13 protein-coding genes are annotated in these 19,360 nt (G+C 32.9%); 11 read left to right on the top strand and 2 right to left on the bottom strand.

All coding sequences use genetic code 11. The annotated features are described in order from the left end of the window. Window positions 1-16: 16 nt before the first annotated feature. From rsgA to B0M43_RS02690, 10 genes are all read left to right on the top strand, one after another. Window positions 17-994, top strand: coding sequence for a ribosome small subunit-dependent GTPase A (rsgA, locus tag B0M43_RS02735; protein WP_078006924.1), 978 nt, complete (start codon window positions 17-19; stop codon window positions 992-994). A 153-nt stretch (window positions 995-1,147) separates the two neighbouring features. Next, complete coding sequence (gene dtd, locus B0M43_RS02730; protein ID WP_078006925.1) at window positions 1,148-1,600, top strand: D-aminoacyl-tRNA deacylase; 453 nt, start codon at window positions 1,148-1,150, stop codon at window positions 1,598-1,600. Between the two features lie 64 nt (window positions 1,601-1,664). Further along, window positions 1,665-3,572 (top strand): DUF3857 domain-containing protein, encoded by a 1,908-nt coding sequence (locus tag B0M43_RS02725; protein WP_078006926.1) that lies wholly within the window; start codon window positions 1,665-1,667, stop codon window positions 3,570-3,572. A 6-nt stretch (window positions 3,573-3,578) separates the two neighbouring features. Further along, entirely contained in the window at window positions 3,579-5,597 is a 2,019-nt protein-coding gene (locus B0M43_RS02720; RefSeq protein WP_078006927.1) for a transglutaminase domain-containing protein, read from the top strand. A gap of 1 nt (window position 5,598) precedes the next feature. Next, on the top strand, window positions 5,599-7,590 hold the full coding sequence (locus B0M43_RS02715) for a DUF3857 domain-containing protein (protein WP_078006928.1): 1,992 nt from the start codon (window positions 5,599-5,601) through the stop codon (window positions 7,588-7,590). Window positions 7,591-7,592: 2 nt separating this feature from the next. Further along, window positions 7,593-7,919: a nucleotide pyrophosphohydrolase gene (locus tag B0M43_RS02710; protein WP_012022600.1), complete on the top strand. Its 327-nt coding sequence runs from the start codon at window positions 7,593-7,595 to the stop codon at window positions 7,917-7,919. 134 nt (window positions 7,920-8,053) lie between these two features. Then, on the top strand, window positions 8,054-9,277 hold the full coding sequence (gene aroA, locus B0M43_RS02705; RefSeq protein WP_078006929.1) for a 3-phosphoshikimate 1-carboxyvinyltransferase: 1,224 nt from the start codon (window positions 8,054-8,056) through the stop codon (window positions 9,275-9,277). 355 nt (window positions 9,278-9,632) lie between these two features. Further along, window positions 9,633-10,682, top strand: a complete 1,050-nt coding sequence (gene queA / locus B0M43_RS02700) for a tRNA preQ1(34) S-adenosylmethionine ribosyltransferase-isomerase QueA (RefSeq protein WP_078006930.1) — start codon at window positions 9,633-9,635, stop codon at window positions 10,680-10,682. A 317-nt stretch (window positions 10,683-10,999) separates the two neighbouring features. After that, window positions 11,000-12,283 carry a kynureninase gene (kynU, locus tag B0M43_RS02695; protein WP_078006931.1) on the top strand — a complete coding sequence of 428 codons (1,284 nt, stop codon included), beginning with the start codon at window positions 11,000-11,002 and terminating at the stop codon, window positions 12,281-12,283. 465 nt (window positions 12,284-12,748) lie between these two features. Then, a complete protein-coding gene (locus tag B0M43_RS02690; RefSeq protein ID WP_078006932.1) occupies window positions 12,749-13,186 on the top strand; it encodes a YMGG-like glycine zipper-containing protein in 438 nt (145 codons plus the stop codon). Between the two features lie 59 nt (window positions 13,187-13,245). On the opposite strand, the gene B0M43_RS02685 is transcribed toward B0M43_RS02690, so the two are convergent. Then, window positions 13,246-15,057: a hypothetical protein gene (locus B0M43_RS02685; RefSeq protein ID WP_078006933.1), complete on the bottom strand. Its 1,812-nt coding sequence runs from the start codon at window positions 15,055-15,057 to the stop codon at window positions 13,246-13,248. 207 nt (window positions 15,058-15,264) lie between these two features. Next, on the bottom strand, window positions 15,265-16,821 hold the full coding sequence (locus B0M43_RS02680; RefSeq protein WP_078006934.1) for a hypothetical protein: 1,557 nt from the start codon (window positions 16,819-16,821) through the stop codon (window positions 15,265-15,267). Window positions 16,822-16,937: 116 nt separating this feature from the next. Between B0M43_RS02680 and B0M43_RS02675 the strand changes: the two genes are divergently transcribed. Continuing rightward, window positions 16,938-19,328 (top strand): penicillin acylase family protein, encoded by a 2,391-nt coding sequence (locus B0M43_RS02675; protein ID WP_078006935.1) that lies wholly within the window; start codon window positions 16,938-16,940, stop codon window positions 19,326-19,328. Window positions 19,329-19,360 lie beyond the last annotated feature (32 nt).

The raw sequence follows: 19,360 nt of genomic DNA, 5'->3' as shown, positions 1-19,360 counted from the left end.
AATCTAAAATTAAAGAATGACAGGACTCGTATATAAATCTACAGGAAGTTGGTACACTGTAAAATCTGAACAAGGCGATTTTATAGAATGCCGTATGAAAGGGAAGTTTAGGATGAAAGGTATAAAAAGCACTAATCCTATTGCTGTGGGCGATATTGTCGATTATGAATTGGAAGAAACTTCAGATGCCTTAACCGGAACGATTTTTAATATTCACGAAAGAAAAAATTACATCGTTCGTAAATCGGTTAACCTTTCGCATCAAATGCATATTATCGCATCGAATATTGATCGTGTGTTTTTATTGATCACTATTAATAATCCACCAACAACCTTCAACTTTATCGATCGTTTTCTGGTTACTGCGGAAGCTTATAATATCGAAACGATTCTTGTTTTTAATAAAATAGATACTTTTGATGAGCCAACTCTCGAAGATCAATTGTATATGCAATACGTATATCAGCAAATTGGTTACAAATGCCTTCGTGTTTCTTCAACAGAAATGAAAGGTATTGACGAATTAAAAGAAATGATGATTGGTAAAGTAAGCATGTTTTCAGGGCATTCAGGTGTTGGGAAATCGACTTTAGTCAATGCCATGGAACCTTCGTTACATCTTAAAACCAAAACCATTTCTGAAGCAAGTAAACAAGGTCAACATACAACAACTTTTGCCGAAATGTATGATTTGTCTTTTAATGCAAAAATTATCGATACGCCGGGAATCAAAGGTTTCGGAATCGTTGATATGGAAAAAGAAGAAATCAGCGGTTATTTTCCGGAATTCTTTAAATTAAAAGATCAATGCAAGTTTAACAATTGTCTACATAAAGAAGAACCTCATTGCGCAATAAAAGCAGCTTTAGAAAGAGACGAGATCGCCTGGTCACGTTACAATAGTTACTTGAAAATACTGGAAGGCGATGACGAAAATTATCGTACAGATTCGTATGATGAAGATCGAAAAGCGAGTGATGAGTTAAGGAAGTAAACTTTTTAAATTCCAAAACGAAAATTCCAAATTCCAATAAAAAAATTATCGACAAATTTTGAATGTAGAGATGCACAGCAGTGCATCTAACGTTAGATTTGATCTTTTTAATCCGTGTAATCTGTGGCAAAAAAACACATTATTAGATAAAATATGAGAATTGTTCTTCAAAGAGTTTCAGAAGCATCAGTAACTGTAGATCATCAAAAAGTAGCTGATATTCAAAGAGGATTATTGGTTTTAGTAGGAATTGAAGATCTGGACACGCAGGAAGATATCGATTGGCTGGTTGGTAAAATCATCAAGATGAGAATTTTTGGCGACGAGAATGATGTAATGAACTGCTCAGTTCAGGATATCGATGGAGATATTATAGTAGTAAGTCAGTTTACACTTCATGCTTCGACAAAAAAAGGTAATCGTCCATCTTATATAAAAGCATCAAAACCCGAATTCGCGATTCCGATGTATGAGAATTTTGTGAAATCTTTAGAAAAAGAATTTAATAAAAAAGTACAAACCGGAATTTTTGGTGCAGATATGAAGGTTAGTCTCTTAAATGACGGCCCTGTAACGATTTTAATTGACAGCAAAAATCGAGAGTAAAATTTTATTAAACATATGTTAAGAATTTCTAAAAATAATATATATTTGGCGAAATTACTTACTAATGAAATTTACTTTTTCGGGATTATTTTTTTTCTTATTTACCCTTATTCTTTCGGCTCAAAAAACCGAATATGCTGTAACAGCGATTTCTGATAGTCTTAAAGAAAATTCCAACGCTGTTGTCCGATTAGATCAAATGGATATTAATATTGTTTCCCAAAGAAGCATGAATATTAAAACGCAGCGAATTATAACAGTTTTAAATGAAAAAGGCTCTAAAGCAATAAATGCTTATGAAGATTATGGTAAAAACTCATCAATTAAAAGTATAGAGGCAACTGTTTACGATGCTGCAGGGAATGAGATAAAAAAAATTAAACGAAAAGATTTTAAAGATCAGAGCGCAGTTGATGCAGGTATATTGATTTCAGACAATCGATATCTTTATTTAGAATACACTCCAATATCATATCCGTATACAATAGTTTATAATAGTGAGAAAGAAACTTCTACAACTGCTTTTATTCCAAGTTGGATGCCTTTAGATAGTTATTATATTAGTGTTGAAAAAAGTATTTTAAACGTTAGATATCCTGCTAATTTAGGTTTTAGAAAAAAAGAATGTCAATTTTCAGTTTTTAATATTAAAAAAGAAGCAGACAGTGATACAAAGACTTCGTATGTGGCAACAGGTATTTTAGCGCAAAAAAACGAAGATTACAGCCCTAGTTTTGATGAAATATATCCAAAACTTATAATGGGACTTGAGTATTTTAATCTTGAAGGAGTCGACGGAAATGCAAAGACTTGGAAGGAATTTGGTAAATGGTGGAATGATAAAATTCTATTTGGAACTGAAGATATTCCTGAAGTAACCAAAGTAAAAATGAAAGCTTTAGTGGGAGATGAAAAAGATCCTATTAAAATTGCAAAAATAATATATAATTATCTTCAGAAAAAAGTTAGATATGTCGCTATTAGTGAAGGGATAGGGGGCTGGAAACCCATGTTGGCTAGTGATGTCGATCGTTTAGGCTATGGAGATTGTAAAGCTTTAACGAATTATACTAAAGCATTATTAAAATCCGTAGGAGTGGAGTCTTATTATACGAAATTATATGGTAATAATTATAAAATGGATATTAGATCTGATTTTGTATCCCAGCAGGGTAACCATATTATTCTAGCTATCCCTAATGGTAATCATTACACTTGGTTAGAATGTACAAGCCAGGATGCTCCTTTTGGATATCAGGGAACTTTTACTGATGATCGGGATGTCTTGATTATTAAGCCGGAAGGGGGAGAAATTGTGAGAACAAAAGTGTATGAGGATTTAGGAAATACTCAAAAAGATAAAGGACTATATAGCATAGACGAAAATGGTAATTTTTCGGGTTCATTATCAATTGTTTCAGAAGGTTCTCAATACAACACAAAGGCTAGATTAGAAACTTTACAGCCAACAGAAAAAGAAGCTCATTATAAAGATTATTGGAGCAATATCAATAATTTAAAATTGGGTAAAATTTCTTTTACTAATAATAAGGAAAATATTCAATTTACTGAGGATGTGCAAACAAGTGCTTTAAACTATGCCGCAATTTCTGCGAACAAAATGATTTTTACCGTAAATGCATTCAATCAAACTTCTGCTAATGTTAAGAGAATCCGTAATAGAAAAACCCCGCTTCAGATTCAGCGTGGTTATTTAGATTCAGATGAAATCGAAATTAATTTACCAACAGGTTATACAATAGAATTTTTGCCTCAAAACTTTGAATTAAAAGGAAAATTTGGAGAATACAAAACCGAAATCATCAAAAAAGAAAATAATAAACTGACTTACAAACGCTCTATATTCATAAATAAAGGGCAATATTCAAGTAAAGAATATGACGAGTACCGTCTTTTTATGGAGCAAGTTGCAAGAAACGATAATGCCAAAATTATATTAACCAAGAACTAACCAAAAATGAAAATTACCAAACTTTTTAGTCTGTCAATTCTATTGTTGCTTATTACGAATGTAACAGCGCAGGAATTTAAATTAGGAAAAGTATCTATTGCTGAATTAGAGCAAAAAGTACATCCTAAAGATTCATCGGCAGCAGCTGCAATTTTGTATAAAAAAGGAAAAACGAGAATAGAATATGATCAGAATGAGGGGTTTATTACCATAACAGAAGTAGAAACCAGAATTAAGATTTATAAAAAAGAAGGATACGATTGGGCCAATCAAAATGTTTGGTATTATAATCAGGCCGGGTTTAAAGAAAAAGTAAGTTTTTCTGATGCCGTTACTTATAATTTGGTAAATGGTAAAATTGAAAAAACGAAGCTAAAAAGCGATGGAGCCTTTGATGAAGTCGTAAATAAATTTAGAGGACAAAAAAAGATCACAATGCCTAATGTAAAAGAAGGTTCTGTTATTGAGTTTAGTTACATCGTGAGAAGTCCTAGCGATAGAATAATTAGAGATTGGGATTTTCAGACGAGTATTCCGGTAAATTATTCTGAGTTTTCAACTTTCGTTCCGGAATATTATGTCTTTAATTCAAGACAAAAAGGATATGTTTTTCCTAAGATTACTACGGTAAAAAATCCAAAGTCAATAGTTTTTACGAATAAAGAAAGATCCGGAGGCGGATGGGGAACTACTCAAACAACATTTTCTACGGATAAATTAGATTACTCTGAAACGCAAACGACTTATGTGGCAGTAAATTTTCCTGCAATGAAAGATGAGGCTTATGTCAATAATATTGATAACTATACTTCAAGTATTCAGCATGAATTATCGATGACAAAATATCCTAATTCACAAATAAAAATGTATTCGACAGATTGGAATTCAGTTGTGAAAACAATTTACGAATATGATGATTTTGGTCCTGAATTAAATAAAACAGGCTATTTCGAAGACGATTTGAAAAAAATATTAGAAGGAAAAAATACAGCAGATGAAAAGATATTGGTTATTTTAAATCATGTAAAATCGAACGTAAAATGGAATGATTACAACGGATACAGCTGTGATAATGGCGTTAAAAAAGCGTATAAAGAAAAAACAGGAAATATTGCGGATATTAATTTAATGCTAACCGCGATGTTGCGTTATGCAGGTTTAACAGCAAATCCGGTTTTGGTGAGTACACGCGCTAATGGAATTTCTATTTTCCCTAATAGAACCGCTTTTAATTATGTTATTGCTGCAGTTGAAACTCCAAACGGAAATGTTTTGTTAGATGCTTCTGATAAATTTTCAACTCCTAACGTTTTGCCTTTTAGAGCCTTAAACTGGTCTGGCCGATTGATTAGAAAAGACGGAACATCTGAAGAAGTAGATTTAATGCCTAAAAAATCATCAAATGATGTTGTTTACATGAATTATAGTATTGATGCCGAAGGTAAAATAACAGGTAAAACAAGAAGACAATGTACAGATTATAATGCCATGATTACAAGAGATAATATTAACGGGGTTAAAGAAGATGAATATTTAGAAAAACTGGAGAATAGAAATAACAAAATCGAAATAAGTGATTATTCAAGAACAAACGAAAAAGATTTGTTACTGCCTATTATAGAAAGTTATTCATTTACCGGTAATAACTTATGCGAAGTGATAGGCGGGAAAATATATATTAGTCCAATGCTGTTTTTAACAAATGAAAAAAATCCTTTCAAACAGGATCTCAGAGAATATCCGGTTGATTTTGGATTCCCTTTTACAGATAAATATAACATAACGCTTCAAATCCCCGAAGGTTTTACAGCCGAGGTATTGCCTGCTCCGGTGGTTATGAATATGGAGGATAATTTAGGAAGTTTTAAATTTAATATTGCTCCCGCAGGTAACGCTTTACAAATAAATATCCAACATCAAATTAATGAGGCAATTGTATCTACTGAAAAGTATGAAATGCTAAAAGAATATTATAAAGGAATGATTGCAAAAGAAACAGAGAAAATTGTTTTAAAAAGAATTTAAGATGAAGTTTCAAAGCTTAGTATTAGTTGTTTTTTTACTTCTGGGAATTTCAAAAAGCAGTGCTCAAACTTATGATTTGGGAAAAGTAACTGTTGCTGAATTAAAAGAGAAAGCAAACCCAAAAGATACAGCTGCACCTGCTGCAATTTTGTTTAAAAAAGGAAAAACATTTTTTACGTTTACTAAAGACAAAGGGTTTTCGGCCAATCATGTTTATGAATTTAAAATTAAAATTTATAAAAAAGAAGGACTAAAATGGGCAGATCAAAAGGTGCGTTTTTATATAGGTTATGAAAATTTGAGCGAAGACCGATTAGAGTTTTCAAATGCAGTAACTTATAATTTAGAAAACGAATCAATTGTTAAGACAAAACTGGGCAATCAGGGCGCTTTTACGAAAAAAGTAAATAAATTTTGGGACGAAAAAATAATAACGCTTCCTAATGTAAAAGTAGGATCGATTATAGAATATAAGTACATTTTAAAATCGGATAACATTGTAAAACTACCCGATTTTGATTTTCAATATGACATTCCGGTAAATTACTTTGAGTATAAAACAGATATTCCGGAGTATTACATTTATAAACCTATTTTGGTAGGAGGCCATAAAGTCGAAACAGATTCAAAATTGACCAGCGGCAGTCAAAGTTTTGAAGATGATTATAACAAGACAAAAAGCATATCCTATAAACAAATAAGCGCTTTTTATAAAGGAAATGATATTCCGGCATTATTGCAGGAACTTTATATAGATAATATTGATAATTATAAAGGATCCATTCAGCATGAGTTAGAAAGGGTACGTTATCCGGATCAGCCTGTAAAAGACTATACGATAACTTGGGAAGGCGTGGCGAATACTATTTTTAAAGATAAAAGTTTTGGAAAAGAACTTAATGAGAGGGATTTTTTACTGGAAGATGTTAAAAAATTATTGACCAATGTTGAATCACAAAAAGAAAGATTGAACATCATTTTTAAATTCGTTCAAAACAAAATGAACTGGAATGAAGAGAATGATTATTATACTCAGAAAGGGGTAAAAAAAGCTTATGCAGATCAAACCGGTAATGTGGCAGAAATTAATTTTATATTAATCAGTATGTTGAAGTTGGCGGGAATAGAAGCGAACCCGGTGTTGGTAAGTACGATACAAAATGGAATTCCGGTTTATCCCACAAGAACGGGTTTTAATTATGTCGTAGCTGCTGCTCAAATTGAAGACAAACAAATTTTACTGGACGCAACACATAAATTTACATATCCCGGAATTTTGCCTTTAAATGTTTTGAATTGGAAAGGAAGATTAATAAAAGATGATGGAACTTCACAGGAAATTGATTTAGTGCCCAGCACAATGTCAAAAGAATATTCAAGTTTGATGGTCAAAATAGATAATCTTGGAAAAATAGAAGGTAAGATCAGAATTCAAAGAACCGATTATGATGCTTATCTTTTCAGAGTTGAAAATGCCAATAAGAATCAGGAAAATTATCTTGAAAAATTAGAAGAACAATTTGGAGATTCGAAAATTTCAAATTACACCATCGATAATAAGAAAACAAATATTCAGGAACCTGTTCTTGAAACATTTTCTTTAAATGCAGACAATAGGGTAGAAATTATTGGAGGTAAAATGTTTGTTAATCCGTTGTTGTTTTTTACCAGATCTAAAAATCCGTTTACTCAGGAAATTAGGCAAATGCCAGTTTATTTTGGTTACCCAACTCAGGAAAAATTCAATTTAAATATTGAAATTCCTGAAGGATATGAAATAGAATCCTTGCCAAATCCTATTAAGATTGCGTCAGAAAATAAAGAGATTGTTTATATGTTAAATACATCAGGCGAAGGAAACAAAATTCGAATAATTAGTTCAAAAGAAATTAACAATAGTATTTTTGCAGCAGATCAGTATAATGGATTAAAAGATCTTTTCCAGAAGATGATTGCCAGTCAAAATGAAAAAATTGTTCTTAAAAAAATATAACTATGGATTTGAAAAATGCACAACTTGATGTCGATACCTGGATAAAAGAACACGGTGTTCGCTATTTTAATGAGCTTACCAATATGGCGCAACTTACCGAAGAAGTTGGGGAAGTTGCCCGAATCATTGCGCGCAGATACGGAGAACAATCTGAGAAAGAAAGTGATAAAAACAAAGATTTAGGCGAAGAATTGGCCGATGTTGTTTTTGTGGTTTTATGTCTTGCCAACCAAACCGGAATAGATTTACAAGCCGCTTTTGATAAAAAAATGGACTTAAAATCAGTTCGTGATAAAGACCGTCATAAAAACAACGATAAATTAAAATAATTGTGAAATATCACTCATAAGCTTTGAATTATGAGTTTTGAATTTTGAATTATGAGTGGGGAGTGGTAAATTGCGGGACTGAATTATGTTTCTAACCATTCATAATTCATAATTTACAACTTACAATTAAAAAAATGAATTTATTACTTCAAACTACTCAACATAATTTACAAGGACAAATTGCAGTAACAGGATCAAAAAGCGAGACGAATCGTTTATTGCTGTTAAAAGCATTGTTTCCAAATGTTACATTGGCTAACACATCAAACTCTGATGATAGCGAGGTAATGCAAAAGGCATTAATAGGCAACGAAGAAATTGTAGACATTCACCATGCGGGAACTGCAATGCGTTTTTTAACCGCTTATTTTGCTGTAAACGAAGGTCGCGAAGTGGTTATGACAGGTTCGAGCAGAATGCAGGAACGTCCGATTAAAATTTTAGTAGAAGCTTTGGGACAATTGGGAGTGGAGATTTCTTATGAAAAAGAAGAAGGTTATCCGCCAATTAGAATAAAAGGAAAAAAAGTTACGGCATCAAAAGTTACTTTGGCAGCAAATGTTAGCAGCCAGTATATTTCGGCACTTTTACTTGTAGCTTCAAAATTAGAAAATGGTTTAGAATTAACTTTAGAAGGAGAAATTACCTCAATTCCTTATATCAAAATGACTTTGGCTTTGCTTAACGATTTAGATATTCAGACTAGTTTTGAAGGAAACATAATCAAAGTTTACCCAAAAGCTGAAGTGGCTTCAAAAGAAATGGTTGTAGAATCAGATTGGAGTTCCGCATCTTACTTTTTTAGTTTAGTAGCTTTGGCTGATACTGCTTCAATCACATTGAGCAGTTATAAAGAAAATAGTTTACAAGGAGATTCTGAATTGGTTTCACTTTATGAGAAATTAGGAGTGAAAACTACGTTTCAAAACAACAAAATGACCTTGGTAAAACAAGAGAATTTTAAATATGAAACTGTAAATTTCGAATTAAACAATACACCGGATATTGCACAAACCATTGTGGTGACTTGTTTAGGTTTGGGAATCGGTTGTCATTTGACAGGTCTTCATACTTTAAAAATTAAAGAAACTGACAGATTAGAAGCGCTTAGAATTGAACTTACAAAATTAGGAGCTGATATTTCTGTTACCAATGACAGTTTGACTTTAACAGCTTCGGAAAATATCAACCACAATGTGAAAATTGGAACATATAACGATCACCGTATGGCAATGGCATTTGCACCTTTGGCTTTAAAAGTACCTATTATTATAGAAGATGCTGAAGTAGTTTCTAAATCATATCCTGATTTTTGGAATGACTTAAAAACATTAAATTTTCAAATCTCAGAATTGTAAAAAAATTATTCGCCACGAATTCACGAATTTCAATTTAATAATTCGTGAATTCGTGGCGGAAAAATAGATAGCCTCTAGTTTTAACTAGAGGTTTTTTAGGTTTAGATTTTTGGCTTTAGCCAAAATAAAAACACTAACATTTTTTTTCAGTATCTAAATTCAATGAACTTATATCACTTATATGGTTAAAAAAGCGTTTTTTTATAAAGTCAAAGCATCAGTAAATCAACGACTTTTGAAAATAAACATCAAAACACTTGACAACGCCTATCTCACAATCGTATATTTGCACACGATTAAAAATCAGGTCTTCAAATAATCCTGATCGAAAATCTATAACTCATAACTTTCTCAAATGAAATTATCACATTTTCAATTTAATTTACCGAAAGAACTTTTAGCAGAATTCCCGGCAGAAAACAGAGACGAATCTCGTTTAATGGTAATCGATCGTCAAAAACAAACTATAGAGCACAAAATGTTTAAAGATGTTATCAATTATTTTGATGATGGAGACGTTTTGATTCTTAACAATACAAAAGTTTTCCCTGCACGTTTGTATGGAAACAAAGAAAAAACAGGAGCAAGAATTGAAGTTTTCTTATTAAGAGAATTAAATTCAGAGCAACGTCTTTGGGACGTTTTGGTTGATCCGGCTCGTAAAATCCGTATTGGTAACAAACTTTATTTTGGTGATGACGATTCGTTAGTTGCTGAGGTAATCGACAATACAACTTCTCGTGGTAGAACTTTACGTTTTTTATATGACGGTTCTTACGAAGAATTCAGAAACAAATTGACAGAACTTGGAGAAACTCCAATCCCTAAATACATTAGTAGAGAAGTAACAGCTGAAGATGCTGAAAGATACCAAACTATTTATGCAAAAGAAGAAGGAGCTGTAGCTGCACCAACTGCAGGTTTACACTTCTCGAAACATCTTTTGAAAAAATTAGAAATCAAAGGAATCAATTTTGCTGAAGTTACACTTCACGTTGGTTTAGGAACTTTTAACCCGGTTGAGGTAGAAGATTTGTCTAAACACAAAATGGATTCTGAAGAATTGATTATCAAACAAGAAGCTTGTGATATTGTAAACGAGGCAAAAGCGAAGAAAAAACGTATTTGTGCTGTAGGAACAACTTCAATGCGTGCTATCGAAAGTTCAGTTTCATCACAAAATACTTTAAATCCTTACGAAGGATGGACAAATAAATTTATTTTTCCTCCTCACGATTTTAGTATTGCAACCTGTATGATTACAAACTTCCACACACCAAAATCAACATTATTAATGATGATTTCTGCTTTCTGTGGACATGATTTAATGAAACGTGCATACGATGAAGCAATCAAAGAAGAATACAAATTCTATTCTTACGGAGATGCGATGTTGATTATCTAATTAGATATTCAGATAAAATATAAAACCTGTCAGTGATGATGGGTTTTTTTATTTAAAATGGTTTCAAGTTTCAGGTTTCAAGTTTGTCATTATTTGCGAAATTTAAACGCAAAGTTCGCAAATATTTTTTACGCAGTTTCTGTTTGCCAAATGCAAAAGCACGCAAAGCTTTGCGAGCTTAGCGTTTATAAACGTTAACCTAGATGAAAATCCTTGCGAACTTTTCGGTTAAATCTTCAAAGCATATCAACGCAAAACTTAAAACATGAAACAAAACAAACAAAATTTGTTATTTTAGCAGACAAAACAAAAACACAATGACTTTTCAAAATACACGCGAATTCGCACGAGAGCTTGATTCGCAAGACACATTAAATCAATATCAGGATCAATTTATTTTTCCTAAGGTAAATGACAAAAGAGTAATTTATTTTACCGGAAATTCCCTGGGTTTACAGCCTAAACGCACCAAAGCATATATCGATGAAGTTATGAACGACTGGGCAGATCTTGCCGTAGAAGGTCATTTTTATGCCGATAAACCTTGGTGGGATTATCAGGAAAGATTTGCAGAACCGTTAAGTAAAATTGTTGGAGCCCTGCCTTCAGAAGTTACGGTAATGAATACGCTAACGGTGAATCTTCATTTACTGATGGTTTCGTTTTATCAGCCAAAAGGCAAACGCTATAAAATTATCTGCGAAGAAAAAGCATTTCCATCAGATCAATATATGTTTCAGAGTCAGGTACATTTTCATGGATATAAAACAGAAGATGCTATCGTAGAAATAAAACGTCGTGAAGGCGAACATAATATTCGTCTGGAAGATGTTCTGGCTAAAATTGAAGAAGTAGGTAATGAACTGGCGTTGGTTTTAATTGGCGGAGTAAATTATTATACGGGACAAGTTTTCGATATTAAAACCATTACAGAAGCAGGACAAAAAGCCGGAGCAAAAGTAGGTTGGGATTTGGCACACGCTGCAGGAAACATCAAACTAGACCTTCATGACTGGAACGTAGATTTTGCTGCCTGGTGCAGTTATAAATACATGAACTCAGGACCAGGAAATGCATCTGGTTGTTTCGTACACGAAAAACATCACAATAACCCGGATTTACCTCGTTTCGCAGGTTGGTGGGGACATAATAAAGAACGCCGTTTTAAGATGGAACCAACTTTTGATCCTGTTCACGGAGCTGATGGATGGCAAATTAGTAATTTACCGGTACTTTCTTTAGCGCCATATTTAGCCTCTGTAGAAATGTTTGCTGAGGTTGGAATGGATGCTTTGATTAAAAAGAGAGATCACATCACTTCTTACTTAGAATTTATTTTGCATGAAATTGATAAAGAAGTAAAAGGAAATTTCGAAATCATCACGCCTTCGAACCCTGAAGAAAGAGCATCGCAATTGTCTGTTTTTTTACACGGAGAAGGAAGAAGTTTATTCGATTATTTAATGAAAAACGGTGTCATTACAGATTGGCGTGAACCTAATGTAATTCGTCTGGCGCCAGTTCCTTTGTATTGCTCTTATGAAGATATGTATGACTTTGGACAAATCCTGAAAAAAGGAATTTTAGGAAAAAGTTTATAATCTCGCAATCCCGATAGTTATCGGGAGCCAAGGCGCAAAGTTTTTAATAAAAATAGTGCTTATCGTACTGTTTGTCATTTCGACGAAGGAGAAATCTTCGCAAGTAACTCTGCAACGAGAATCAAATCTTTGTCGAGCTTCTCGCGAAGATTTCTCCTTCGTCGAAATGACATAAAATGAGAAAAACTGTGCGACTTGGCGCCCGATAACTATCGGGATTGCGTGATTATTTTTAGTTAGTAACTTAAAAAAATAATCTGCGTAAATCTTTGAAAATCTGCTTAAACAAACCTTTCATTCAATAAAAAAAATCCGTTTAAATCCGCGTTTTGCTTTAGCAATCGTTTCATCCGTGTTTAATATTAAACACAATCTTGAAATTATATAATCATTAATCTGAATCATGTAACTTCAGTAAAACAAATTTTCTTTAATTTGTAGTGTAATAATTTAAAAACTACAATTATGAAAGCCTTATATATTTTATTCGCCGCTTTAACAATCGTTTCGTGTCAGAATCAGGGAAAAGAAGATATCAGTAAAGCCAAACAGGCTAGTATTGATTCAATGAAAGTTGAAATTAATAAACAAAGAGTTATTGATTCGATGAAAACAGAAATGGCAACCCTTAAAGAGCAGCAAAAGGTAGAACAACAAAAAGTAGAATCTCAAAAAGTTGTAGTAGTACATCAACAAGCAAATGGAACTACAACTACAACAACCAAAAAGAAAGGATGGAGTGCTACTGCTAAAGGTGCTGTAATTGGTGCTGGAGTTGGTGCTGCAACAGGTGCTATTGTAAGTAAGAAAAAAGGTGAAGGTGCCATCATTGGTGGTTTAGCCGGAGCTGCTTTAGGAACCGGAACTGGTGCTGTTATTGATAGCAAAAAGAAAAAAGAGTAGAACAATTTCTATATAAAAGTAAAAACCCCGATTTAAATTTAAATCGGGGTTTTTGAGTTTTAAGCTAATTCTAAAGTTGGTATTTTTATGTTAGATAATTCAGATTTATAAAAATCGAAATCTTCTTTAATTTTATTTAAATCCTGTTTGAAGTATAAAGCAGGAGAAAGTAACGTATTGTAATATTCGATTCCTTCCAGAATATTTGTTTTAAAAGTATTCCACTTTTTAAATTGTGCATTCGTGATTTCTCCCGAAATATTTTCGATTTCATTTCTAAAATAATCGACATACATTTTTAATTCTTTCACAAATAAATTCGGACGGTCATTAGTTGTTAATACCGACTTGTTTCCGTAAATATGACCCACCATATCAGATAAAGAAACTTCTTTGTCAAAATAGGCCATATTGGGCCCTGGGCAGATTACTACTCCTTGTGCCTGACCTTTTATTTTAATGTCATTCTCTAAATATGATGCATTTGCCAAACCCACACATAAACAAGATTTCTCAGTAATGGCAAATTTTGCTTTTTCAAAAGCCTGAGATGACATGGTATTTTTGAGGTTTTCTAACTCTTCCAGTTTATGATCCTGAAATTTTTTCGAAGCAGTGCAAATTCCGTGTGGATCGTATTCTTTACTTAAAGCAAGGAATTTCTTTGGGCAAGAACTTCCGGCTTTATTTTGGTCGATTCGTTTTTGTTTTAAAATCTCATTTGTAGTTCCTCTTACAGTATTGAAAGGAACTCCTAAAGGCGAAATATGACTTAAATACAAATCGTTTTCTTTTGCGTTTATTAATAATTCGCGGGTTGCTTTATCTACAGAAGTAGCTTCAGGAACTAATAAAAACGGAGATCCCCATCCAACAGAATCTACTTTGTAGTTTTCTAATAAAAATTCATGTTCTTCAGCAGTTCCTACGCCGCCCTGAACCGTAATTTTAAGTGGTAAAGGATTTTCTGGTGCGTAAATTTGTTTTTGCTGTAATACTTTTGTCATCAACTCATGTGCAGATTGAACAAGCTGATCCTTTTTTTGTTTGAATTCTTCTAATATTGGTCCTAATAAAAGGCCATCTGTGGCAAAAGCGTGTCCGCCGCAATTCAATCCGGATTCGATTCTGTACTCAGAAACCCAAAGTCCTTTTTTAGCTAAAAAATTACCTTGAATCATCGCAGATCTAAAATCGCTTACTTTTAGAATAATTCTCTTTTTAAGCTCATTATTTAAATTGGGAAAAAAATCTGTAAAATTCTCAAAATAACTAAACAATCTTGGATTCATTCCGGCCGAAAGAACCACTGAAGACTCTAAATTGCTTTTTGCAAAACCTCTCAAAGCAGCGTGAGCATCATTAAATTCAATAGGAAGCTGTTCGTTTTTTTCGAAATTATCTTTATCGAGCTTTGTCATGATATTTACATCAATTTCTCCGGGAGATAGATGTGATTCGATATAATTTTGAATATTTTCTTTAAAAGAAATTCCGTCGTCAAGCAGATTTTGAAAACCTTTTTTAATATCCGAAGTGTTAGGTAACATTGCGATGTAATTTTCTACCGCAGTTTTGCTTTCTATCAATTCGTTTTTAAAATTCTCGAATTTGTCTTTTACGATTTTATCTACCAAATTAAGATAAGATGTAATTCTTTCTGCTCTGTAATCGTGAAATTTCTGGCTAATTTCTTCGTATGGGAAATTGAATTTAGTGCTATAAAAATTACGCATCTTTTCAATTAATTCATCATCGGCTATAGAAACTACAGACGAAATACCATATTGTGCCACTCGAATCGGACTGTCGATCGTATAAGCAAGTCCCATTACCGGAATATGAAAAGTGTGTAGGGGATTTTTTGTCATTTGTTTTTATATTAAAATAAAAGCAAATGTTGGAAAATTTATCCTTAAAAAAACTGATAATTGTCAGGTTTTAAAATGGTTAAAGTTATAAGGTAGATAAAAAAGTTGCCAAGAATTTCACGAATTTGCACTAATTTTAACGCACTGATTTAAAAGTAATTCGTGCTAATTCGTGAAATTCGTGGCTAAAAAGTAGTACTAAAAGTTTTAAATCAAAATCTTCTTTAAAGATTCGGCTATACTTCGCCATAGAAAATTATAAAATGACTTTTCCTGAATCCGGTCAAGTTCAACATCTGCCTTTTTGGTTTTATCGTCCGAATCATTTTTTAGCAATAAATTAGCGACAGCAGTTTTAAGTTTGGCTTCTTTTTCGCGATCTTTCTTTTTGAATAATTTAACTTTTAAACCTTCATAATCAAGGGTTGCATTTCCTTTGGCAGTAGCATCATTTCCATAAAAATTAAAATGGTATTTATTAAATTTTCCTGTAAACGTAGTATTGATATAAGGTTTTGTAAATCGCTCCATCGCCACGACATTAAAATTAGCGATCGTTCCCTGAATATGAAAACTGTCATTTAAATCCAGCACATTAAAACTCCAATTGACATCCAGCGGAGAATTTTTCATAAACAAACAATTGACTTTAATTTTTACATCGGCCATTTTTTTATAACCAAATCCGCTTTTTAAATTTGTAACCTGCATATTAAAGCGATCGAAATTCAAGATTCCGGGACCTTTTGAGAAATCAATTTCTTCCTCATAAACCAGTTTCGATTTTAGAATTTGTATGGTATCAATTTGAAGCGGAAACTTGATTTTTCGTAATAAATGATTGTACAAATATTTTTTGCTCAAATCATCCTTCGGGATTTTATTGCGATAAATATTGGCATCAACATGATTCGCAATTAGTGAACTTGCTTTAAAGAAAAACTTTTCGTTTTTAAATCCCCAATCCATTTTTTCAATGTGAGCAGAATCTAATTTTATAGTGTAAATGTCTTTTTCCTTATCTAATCTTTTTACAAAATCTTTTCGGCTAAATTCTGGTAAATAAGAGAATTTCTTGATCTTTAAGAAATTTTTCTCGGTACTTATCTGGCCAATATTCATGGCATAAAAAGCGCTTGGTTTGTAATATAAACTATCACAGACCAAAACATATTTTTCAAAACGCATCGGGATTTTTTCTTTTAGAGTGGCGTCTGTAAGTAAAATTCCTTCTAATTTTAAGATGATTTTTTTAACGCTAAGAATGGGTTTGTCTGTGTCTAAAGAAACTACATCTACGGTTCCGTCATTGAGATAAATATTAGATACGGCAACAATTTTTCGAAAAGGTTCAATAATTTCGTTTTTGATGCTTTTACTATTATTCAGAAGTTTTTCGCCTTTTTTGTATAAAATAACACGAGGTTTATTGATAATAATGCTTTCTGCCTGAATAAGATCGTTAAAGGCCAGATCCCAAATATTAAAATGCTTAATCGTGATGGATTCTATTTTAGAGAAAAGCCCGTTTTTACTGTCTTTTGGCTGGTTTTTGGGGCTTATTAATAATGTCGTGGCATTAATATTTCTTGAGAAAAGCGATACTTCAATTTTTTCGTAATGAATATTGTAGGCAGTTTTGTTTTTGTTGATTACAATTATGGGCAATTGTTTTTTTATCCAGTGATTAAGACCAATATTGGCTAAAATCACAAAAAGAAACAATGAAATTACTCCGATCGCTATTTTTTTATAGATTGACATTTATAGTATTGATTTTAAATACATAAATTTAGACTTTTATAAGTGATGTTTTTTACACGATTAGATCTTAAAGTTACATCATTACCAAATCATTTTATCCTATACTTTTTTGAAATATGAGAAGAATTAAAAAAATCCTGTTGGTTTTATTAGTCATAATAGTGGTTTTAGGAATAGGTTTGTGTGCCTATATCTTTCATTTGAAACCAAAATACGAAGGTCAGATTCAATTGAAAAACCTTGACAAGGAAAGCACTGTTTATTTTGATGATTTTGGAATTCCTCATATTTATGCCAGTTCTGAAAAAGATGCCATGACGGCTTTAGGTTATGTTCATGCGCAGGAAAGATTATGGCAAATGGAATTGCTTCGAAGAATTGCTCCCGGAAGATTGTCAGAAATCTTTGGATCTGTGGCGCTCAAAAATGATAAATTTTTCTCCGGAATTGGTATCGAAGAAGCTTCGGCGAAAGCCATTGCCAAATTAGATAAAAACAGTCAGAGTTATAAAATGACATTGGCTTATTTAGATGGAATTAATCAGTATTTAGAGGAAGGTACAACGCCAATTGAATTTACTCTTGTAGGCGTTAAAAAAGAAAAATTCACGATAAAAGACGTTTATAATATTTTTGGATATATGTCTTTTAGTTTTGCTATGGCTCAAAAAACGGATCCTTTGTTAACTGATATCCGCAATAAATATGGAGCAGAATATTTGAAAGATTTAGGTATTGAAGGAGAATTTAATACTACACAAATTAAAAGTTCTAAAGAAAATATTGAAGAATATACTACGATTGCAAAATCTGTAGCCGCTTTGTTGGATAATTCTCCAATTCCGCCTTTTGTGGGAAGCAATAGCTGGGTGGCAGGACCAACGAAAACCAAAAGCGGAAAGGTGATTTTTGCCAATGATCCGCACATTGGTTTTTCGCAGCCGGCAACCTGGTACGAAGCGCATTTAATAACTCCCGAATTTGAATTATACGGTTGTTATCTGGCCGGAACTCCATATCCTTTATTGGCTCACAATCGGGATTACGCCTACGGATTAACCATGTTTGAAAATGATGATATCGATTTTTATCAGGAAAAAAATAAAACAGGAGATGCTAACCAATATCAAACTCCAACGGGTTTTGCAACTTATGAAACCAGAAAAAAAACGATAAAAGTAAAAGATACTTCGGATGTGGTTCTTACAGTTAAATCGAGTCGACACGGGCCAATTATGAATGATTTGCTGGATCGTCTGGATCGAAAAAATCCTATTGCCATGTCATGGATTTATACGCAACAGCCAATACAAATTCTGGATGCGGTTTACGGACTTTCGCATGCAAAAAATAAAGAAGATTTTAGAAAAGCGGTTCAGTTGGTTGCGGCTCCTGGACTGAATGTAATGTACGGAGATGCCAAAGGAAATGTAGCGTGGTGGGCAACGGGAACATTATATAAACATGATAAAGGGGTAAATTCATTTTTTATTTTAGATGGCGCAAGCGGAAAAGATGATATCAAAGAATATCTGGATTTTTCTAAAAACCCATCAGCCGAAAATCCAAAATGGGGTTATGTATATTCGGCCAATAATCAGCCGGAAGCCATTGATGGTTTTTTGTATCCGGGCTATTATTTGCCGGAAGATCGCGCGAAAAGAATTGCAGCTCTTATGGATGCAAAATCAGATTGGGATAAAGAAACGATAAGTAAAATGATTTTTGATAATACTTCTCCAATTGCTCCGGGCGTAGCTCAGAGTTTAATTTCGAATGTAGATATTGCTTCGATTTCGCCTAAAGAAAAAGAGGTGATTAAGTCTTTACAATCGTGGAAAGGAACAAATAACCTGGAAGATGTTGGATCGACCATTTACAACAAATGGATTTATTTGTATTTAAAGAATACTTTTGAAGATGAAATGGGTGAGGATAGTTTCAACCTGTTTTTAGGAACGAGTTTAGGGAAACAAATTATTGCCCGACAAATTGAGAATGAAAATTCGGTTTGGTGGGATAATATCAAAACCAAAAATGTAAAAGAGACCAGAACTGAAATTGTTTCAAAAGCATTTCATCAATCTGTAAAAGAACTTCAGGAACAATTAGGTGATCAGGTAGCCGACTGGAATTGGGGAAAAGTACATACGGTAGAACACGAACATCCGCTGGGAAAAATAGCTGCTTTGCGTAAACTTTTTGATGTAGGGCCTTTTGCAGCTCCGGGATCAAACGAAGTAATAAACAATCAATTCTTTGGATTTAATAAAGAAGGAAAGTATTATGTAAAAGGCGGGCCATCAACCCGAAGAGTTGTTGATTTTTCAGATATAGAAAATAGCTGGAGTATTTTGCCAACCGGACAATCCGGAAATCCTTTCAGCAAACATTACGGCGATCAGGCTGAAATGTACAATGCGGGTAAATTCAGAAAAATGAAACTGAATAAAGGGGAGATTATAAAAACATCGACGAAATTGGTTTTTAAACCAGTGAAGGAGTAGTTTTTGTTTCAGGTTCTTGGCTTTTGTGTTTT

Source organism: Flavobacterium sp. KBS0721 (assembly GCF_002007065.3).
Lineage (GTDB): Bacteria > Bacteroidota > Bacteroidia > Flavobacteriales > Flavobacteriaceae > Flavobacterium > Flavobacterium piscis.
This window is presented reverse-complemented; position numbering and strand designations above follow the sequence as displayed.